This window comes from Deltaproteobacteria bacterium (genome assembly GCA_009929795.1).
Taxonomy (GTDB): Bacteria; Desulfobacterota; Desulfovibrionia; order Desulfovibrionales; family Desulfomicrobiaceae; genus RZZR01.
In genome coordinates this window covers 1-4,898 of the sequence record RZZR01000161.1, presented here as the reverse complement: position 1 = coordinate 4,898, position 4,898 = coordinate 1, and the positions used below count along the sequence as shown (strand labels likewise).

Sequence of the window (4,898 nt, the reverse complement as noted above, 5' to 3'; positions counted from 1 at the left end):
CTACGGCCTCGAAGCTCTTGAACTCGGGCATGTCAAGGTGCCCGGCCCTGAAACACCCGTCCAGGGGGCCCTTGGGGCCTGGGTATTCAAGAACGATCTTGAAGCCCTGACCGTGATGACAGAACCGGACCGTGACCATGGACTCCAGCCCGGCCTTCCGAATCGTCTGCACGGAGTAGAGAAAGACCTCCTCCGTGGCCAATTGCAGCCTGCCCGCCTGCTCGCGGTCGATCCCTGCCAGGGCGCACAGCGCACTCAGGCCTCCATTGACCACGGTGATCATCTCCCGCCTGGGAACGACCGTAATACGAACCACCTCTGACATGTGCTGACCTCCGCCTCAAGGAACTGGGTCTTCCTGGGTGGCGGCCAGGAGACGGTCAAGAAGGTTGCGTATACGGGCAGACCGGTATCCGGGCAGTTCCGTCAGCTCCGAGGCCTTGGCCCGAAAGGAGCCGATGTCGGGATCCTCCACCACCTGCATGCCCCTGGCCTTGAGCCCTGCCAGGTAGGCCGCCTCGTTATTCCGGTTATGGGCCCGTTGGAACACTGCCGCGTCGCGCATACACCACACGACCAGATTCTGGTCGGCCTCCGGCAGGGAGTCGAACCAGCTCAGCCCGGCCAGGTCGACATGGGAAGAATAGACATGGCCGGTCAGGGAAAGATAACGCTGGAACCGGTCGAACCGATAGACCCAGGGCACCCAGAGCGGATTTTCCTGACCGTCCACCAGGCCAGCCTCCAGTGCCTCGTCAATGGGCCAGGGCAAGGGCAGTGGCTTGGCCCCCAGCAACGTCCACAAATCCCGGTGAAGCGAACTCTCCATGACCCGGATGCGCAGCCCCGACACGTCCGCCAGACCCGTCACCGGCCGGACATCATTGGTCAGATGCCGGAACCCGTTTTCGGAAAAGTGCAGGCCCTTGAATCCGGCCCGAGCAAGACTGTCGAGTATCTCTCGACCCAGAGGCCCATCCAGGATCCGATCGGCCTGCTCATTGCTCTTAAACAGAAACGGAAAGCCGACCAAACCGGCCTCGGGCACAAAGGCCTCCATGGGCTCGGTGGTAATCACGGCCATCTGGACCACGTTCAACCGAATCTTTTCCAGAATTTCCGTCTCAGAGCCCAGGGCTCCAGCCCGGCTGATCTCCACCATAAACCGATTGCCGGAACGCTCCTCGATCAATTCCTTGAACTTGGAGGCCGTGACGTCCTGAGCCGAGCCCGGCACGGTGACAATGGCCAGGAGAATGGTCTTGGGGGTGTTTTCGGCCTGACCGGAACATACGGACATGGCCAGACCGAGGACGGCGAGGATCAGGGCCGTCGCGAAACAGATCGCATTCTTACGGGCTTTCATGTGACCTCCGAGCGATCGGACCTGTCTGCTCCTGGTATGCCGACTTGTGAAAGAGGTAGGGTGAAAACAAAGACACTCCCGAGGCCGGGGGTCGATTCGGCCCAAATCCGTCCCCCGTAGTGTTCGATGATCTGCCGGGAAATGGTCAGGCCCAGTCCGGTCCCCTTGGGCTTGCCCTTGACGGAGTCAGTCCTGGCCTGCTGGAAACGCTCGAAGATGTCCTCCAACTGATCCCCGGGAATGCCATCTCCAGTGTCACGGACTTCGACCCGGAGGTTTTCGCCTTCTCGATGGGCCAGAACCTCGACCGAGCCCTTTTCCGTAAATTTGGCCGCATTGGACAACAAATTGATCATAACCTGCTCCAGCCTGTCCACATCGACGCGGATTTCGGGCAGATCCTCGGCAATGTTCAAACGCAGCTCAACATTTGGATTGTCGATGAACTCGCCAGAGGCCGCCTGCAAGGCCCGCCTGAGCAGTTCCCCGGCCCGAACGACCGAGTCTCGCCAGTCCATCCGACCTGACTCGATCTTGTTCAGATCCAGGAGATCGTTGATGAGCCTGGTCAGCCTCCATCCCCCCTGCTCAATGATCTCGAGGTTCTTGACAATCCTTGTCCCCCGTTCGGCAAGTTTCGGGCTATCCTCGGACAGGGGCAAAAATTGTCGGATAAAATCCCGTTTGATCAGGGAGGCAAAGCCCAGGATCGAGGTCAGGGGCGTCCTGAGTTCGTGGGAGACCGAGGACAAAAAGGAGGACTTCAGATCATCCAGTTCCTTGAGCCGCTGGTTGGCCTGGCGGAGTTTGGCCGCCTCCCGCCGCAGGGCGCTTGTCCGGGCTTCAACCATCCGCTCGAGGTCTTTGTTCAGAACCTCCAGATCCAAGCGTCGCTGCTCGTCCTTCTTGCGCAAGGCGCTCAAACGCCGGATCATCATGTTGAAATTCCAGCACAGAAATCCCATTTCCCCATGGGCATCCTTGGGAGCCGACACGTTGAGGTTGCCGTGCATGACCTCGTTGCAGACTGTGGTCAGGGCCTGTACCGGGCGGAGAAGATTGCGCAGGAGAAGGGCCAAGGCTGCGCACAAAAGCAGGATGGCAGCCAGGGAAGGGAGAAAGATGCTCATGGCGAATCTGGGCAGGGTCTCGTCCAGCTCCTCCAGATGGACCGCGGCTCCGACGTACCAACCGGTGACCGGCTCACGGGTGCACCAGGAGATCACGGACGAGGCATTCATGTCCTTTTCGAAGGGGGAATTCCAGTCATAGACAAGGGTATTCTCGCCCCAAGGCCGTTCCGCGGCCTTTTTGAACTCTTCGCAGATGCTTCGTCCGACTTCGGATTCATCAAGACCGGTGATGTTTTCCCCGGCCAGGGTCGGATGACCGATCATCCTGCATTCCTCGTCGAAAAAAAACACATATCCGGTCCGACCGATGGTAATTTCGGCAATTCTGGCCCGGAGTTCGTTGAGGCCGGCTTGGCGGATCCGAGCCAGTTCATCCACAACGTCGTTCATGAAGACGTCAGCGCAAACGACCAGATCCCAGGGTTTGAAATACTCGGCCACGGCCAGCTTGGTCTCCTGCCGGAGGGTCTCGGGATTAAACCAAGGGTAGAAGGAGAACACCTGCCGCCCGGAATCGCTCGTTCTGGCATCCTCAACCAGAATTCGAAAGACTTGGTTGCCTTCTTCGTCTCTGAAGAAAAGTACCGAATCACCGCGAAAAACCGGATTCGGGTGAACGACGAGGCGAAAAGTCTGGTCGATGACGAATCCGGGGATCGTCCCTTGCCCGACCACCGAATTCAGCAGGGCCAGGGCCTTTTTTCTGGCCTCCTCGTTGGACATGCGCCCAGTTTCGGCCTCGGTCAAAAATGTCTCGAGCACGCCGATTGTATAGGAATTGATCCTTCCCAACGTCTCCTTGCGGTTCTGAAAATGACTGACTCTGGAATTCTCCACGGCCATCTCCGAGGCGGCAATGAGTTCAACGGCATTGCGCAGCACCGTATATCCCTTGTCCGAGTGGAGTTCGTGCACCAGACTTCTGCCGATCCACACAGCCAGGATCATCATCCCGAGAATGACGATCAGGCCGATGGTGCCGGTGGCCAAAATGAATCTCCAGAGGGTGGTCTGGGGCAAACCGAACCTTCCCAAGCCGTTAGCCTTGATTTTTTGGAACGGCAATCTAGTCACGGCATCGCCCCCTCCCTTTCTTCGAGGAAAGGCGAAAGACCGTGTGAGACTCGACGTGCCTTCCATTCGTCCGGGGTGATGACGGTTTCCTCCCCAGGCCTGAAGCCAATGATCGAGAAGTAATCCTGTTTGTGGGCGTCTTCGAAGACCCGACTCAATTCGTTCCCCCGGACCAGATAGACCGTCTGGACCGACTGGTGATCCAGGGATCTCCAGACCTGTTCATCCTTCAAAAGCGTATATCGGTGATCTTCAAGGGCATCGATTACGGCCGATACCTCCAGGGTCCCTGCCCGCTCCACAGCTGATGCGTACTCGTGAACGATGGCGTATGCACTAGCCCCGGAGGTGCTCGGATAGCGACGGAACCGGCGAACGAACTCCTCCACAAAAACCTGACCTTGCTGGAACCCGAACTCGTAGGGAATCTTCCAGTTCCAGGGCATGGTCCCGACCACCCCTTCCATGGCCTCGGCCCCGGCGCGCTCGGCCATGCCCAAGGTTAGATTGGGGACCACGATCTGGGCGCTTTTCCCCAGGCCCATGGCTCTGGCCTCAATCAGAGCCGTGGACAGATCCTTGCCAAACAGGGACAGTACAAGGACCTCGGGCCGGGCATCCCCGGCCTTGGCCAGGACTTCGGTAAAATCGAGTGTGCCCAAGGAGGTCAAAATTCCGGGATGGGCCTCCCGGTCCCGAGTCCCGGTCACTTCCCGGACGCTCTCCTCCGTGGTCCAGCCCCAGGTATAGTCCGAGGTGATGTAAAAATAGCGTTTGCCTGAAAACCGGGAGTTCAGCCAATCGGCCAGGACTCGGGCCGACATCCGAGAATCGTTGCACTCCCGGAAACAATTCCGGCGCCCGTATTCAAGGGTCGTGGCCGTGGAATAGGTCAGGGTACCGAAAAACAGGACGTCGTTCTTCTGGCAGACGTCGCAGGCCTCAATGGCCACAGCGCTGGAAGAGCCCCCAAAGATCATGGTGCAGCCCTCGTCGATCAGCGAGAAAGGCGGGTTTTTACTGGCGATAGCCAGGTTGGTCTCAAAGAATGCGCGAATGGTGCCGATGTCCGCCCAGAAACCGGTGTATTCATAGCCGTATACATTATATTTCTCGATAGCGGCCGGAATGACGTGCTTGCCGAAGTCTTCGTAACTGGAATTCTCCAGGAGATCCGACAATACGTCGATGTTGAACAGGTAAATTCCCATGGAACCGAAATAAGGTTTATCGGAATTCGGCTCGCTGACCATGGCTTCAAGCACTTTCTCATCTTTAGGCTTTTCCGCGAAACTGGTGATGCCCTTATTCTCATTGCGTTTCAG

General features: G+C 58.1%; 4 protein-coding genes. All 4 read right to left on the bottom strand.

All coding sequences use genetic code 11. From position 1 onward, the window contains the following. On the bottom strand, window positions 1–325 hold a 325-nt coding region (locus tag EOM25_12145; protein NCC25924.1), incomplete at its 3' end, for a hypothetical protein. 15 nt (window positions 326–340) lie between these two features. Further along, a complete protein-coding gene (locus tag EOM25_12140) occupies window positions 341–1,366 on the bottom strand; it encodes a TRAP transporter substrate-binding protein (GenBank protein ID NCC25923.1) in 1,026 nt (341 codons plus the stop codon). Continuing rightward, a complete protein-coding gene (locus EOM25_12135; GenBank protein ID NCC25922.1) occupies window positions 1,363–3,639 on the bottom strand; it encodes a HAMP domain-containing protein in 2,277 nt (758 codons plus the stop codon). The genes EOM25_12140 and EOM25_12135 overlap by 4 nt, the downstream gene beginning before the upstream one ends. Continuing rightward, window positions 3,570–4,898 (bottom strand): hypothetical protein (locus EOM25_12130; GenBank protein NCC25921.1); only part of this gene is annotated, 1,329 nt, incomplete at its 5' end. The genes EOM25_12130 and EOM25_12135, both read right to left, overlap by 70 nt.